1 protein-coding gene is annotated in these 2,625 nt (G+C 52.6%); it reads right to left on the reverse strand.

The features are described from left to right. Window positions 1–62 precede the first annotated feature (62 nt). Window positions 63–2,285: a ferric-rhodotorulic acid/ferric-coprogen receptor FhuE gene (fhuE, locus tag UC14_RS26075; RefSeq protein WP_112198735.1), complete on the reverse strand. Its 2,223-nt coding sequence runs from the start codon at window positions 2,283–2,285 to the stop codon at window positions 63–65. Window positions 2,286–2,625: the final 340 nt, after the last annotated feature.

Raw genomic sequence — 2,625 nt, forward strand, 5'->3', positions numbered from 1 at the left:
GCAGGGGGAGGAGCAAACAGAAAAACATTCTGCATTTGAATTATTGCTGCGGCCTCAGCAAATCAGAAACTATAGCTCGCCGTCACCGACACATTCCTTGGTTCGCCGTAGACCACATACTGGTTCACGCTGGTGTCATATTCTTTGTCAAACAGATTATTCACGTTGGCCTGCACCGCCAGTTGTCTGGTGACCTGATAACGACTGAACAGGTTAACCAGCGCGTAGCTGCCTTGTTCAGCATAACGGGTGCCGTTGCCGCTTGGCCCCGGAACGGTATCCCAGACGTGGGTCTGCCAGTTCACGCCACCGCCGACGGTCAGATCCTGCAACATCGGCAGACGGTAGCTGGAGAACAGTTTTAGCTGGGTGCGCGGCAGTTGCGGATTAACTGCATCGCCATTTTCATCTTCTGCAATGTAACGGGTACCGCCGAACGTCATCTGCCAGTTATCGGTCAGCGCGCCGTTCACTTCAAATTCCACGCCGCGGCTGACGGTGCCGTTTTTTCCTTCATAGGCGGTATCGGTTGTGCCAGGAATAATGCGGCCGGTGCTTTGTGCCACGTTGTCCAGCTCCGCGCGGAAGATAGAAACCGACGCGGTCAGACGGCTGTTGAACCAGTCAGATTTTACGCCCGCTTCGTAGTTTTTGCCGATGACCGGTGAAAGGTAGCCGCCGTTGATATCGCGGTAAGTTTGCGGCTGGAACACTGAGGTGTAGCTCGCATAGGTCGACCAGGTATCGTTGATGTCGAACACCAGACCGGCGTACGGCGTGATGTTGTTCTTCTCGATCTGGTCGGTGAGCGTGTGAGAATTCCAGTTGGTGTAGCGTGCGCCAACGATCAGGTGCAGCGGATCCGCCAGTGAAAGACGCGTAGCCACGTAAGCCGATTTCTGACGGATAACATTTTCTTCCGCCAGCGCGCGCGGACCCCAGTCAGTTTCAGGGAACTGACCGTTGAAATCGTCAAAATTGCCCAGTTCTTCGGTTGAGATATTGGCAAAGGAGCTGTAATAGGTGTTCTGCTGTTTGCTGTAGCTCACACCGGTCATCAGTTCATGCTGACGGCCAAACAGTTCATACGGGCCGCTGGCAAAGGCATCTACACCATCGACTTTACGTTTACCGGTGTTATAACCGGTTCCCGCCACCACCGGATAACCGGCATAAGCGGATTCGCCGACGCCGGTGGTTTTATCGAATGTCCCGTCGATATACATCATCTTACTGTCGATATGGGATTCGGTATGGGTGCCGTTCAGTGTGGCCTGCCAGCCGTTATCGAACGATTGCTTCAGGGTGGTGAACAGCTTAGTCGTTTCTTTATCGCTGTACGCCCAGTCCGGTGCGGAGTTAAAGCCGCGACGATAATCGGTTTTGCTGCCGTCCAGATACCAGCGCGGCATACCGCCCCAGGTCGGGCTGTCGGTGTTGGTTTGCTGGAATTCGTAGCCTGCGGAAAGCAGGGTGGAATCGGTGAGGTCGGCATCCACGGTGGCATAGACGAATTTTTTGGTGGCGCCGTAGCGTTCAACGTAGCTGTTTTTGTCCTGATAACCGGTGATCAGGCGGCCACGTACGCTGCCGGATTCGTTCAGCGGTGTGGATAAATCTGCCACGTAACGTTGTTTATTCCAGCTACCGTAAGTAGCAGAAACATTGCCGGTGAATTCTTTGCTGTCGGCGTGTTTACGCACCTGATTGACGGATGCTGACGGGTTGCCGGGGCCGGTCATCAGACCGGTTGCACCGCGCACCACTTCGATACGTTCATAAATCGCCGTGTCAGACTGGGAATCACCCAGATCCCAGCGCGGGTCGAAGGTGGTCGGAATGTTATCGACCATGTAGTTGTCGATCAGAAAGCCACGCGCGTAATAAGTACGGCGGTCGAGATCCGAGACGCTTTCCTGAATACCGGTGGTGTTTCTCAGCACATCACCCAGAGATTGCAGTTGCTGATCCTGCATACGTTGCTTGCTGATGATACTGACGGATTGCGGAATATCGCGCGCCGTCAGGGCCATTTTTGTGCCCGCAGTGGTGACCGGAACACTGTAATCGGTGGCTGAGGTATCTGCCGCGCTGGTGTCGTTCTGACCGGTGACGACAACCGTGTCTTCAGCGGTTTTTTTTGCGCTGGCTTCTGCTGCATAAGCACTATGCAATGAAGATGAAACAAGCAGGGCAATGATGGAAAGTGAAAGTTTCTTTCCTGAATTATTTTGAGGATTTTCCTTAACACTCCTGACGGCGTAATTCCCTGTAAAATTAGACATAAGTATTCTCCACACGGTTATTTTCTTATTTTTTAAGCCACTGCATTTTTTTATGAATACGGCTTTATCAGCATGAGCAAACCCCGCCAGGATCCCCCGTAACAAGGGCTGGAGAAGATAAAATGAGCATGGTTAATAAAGCGAATGAGAATAATACGCATTGGGTTTACTGCTGTAAATAAATATTACAGGCGGGGGGCTACACCGATAGCCGCAATGCTCCCTCCCCTGCGAAGGGGAGGGTTGGGGTGGGGTATTAAAGACAAATTAAGAAGCAGGAGTTTGCTCTGACCAGAACAGTGTTTGCCCTTAAAACCCCCTCCCAACCTCCCCCTTCGCA

Source organism: Rahnella sp. NRRL B-41462 (assembly GCF_003263525.1).
Classification (GTDB): Bacteria; Pseudomonadota; Gammaproteobacteria; order Enterobacterales; family Enterobacteriaceae; genus Rahnella; species Rahnella aceris.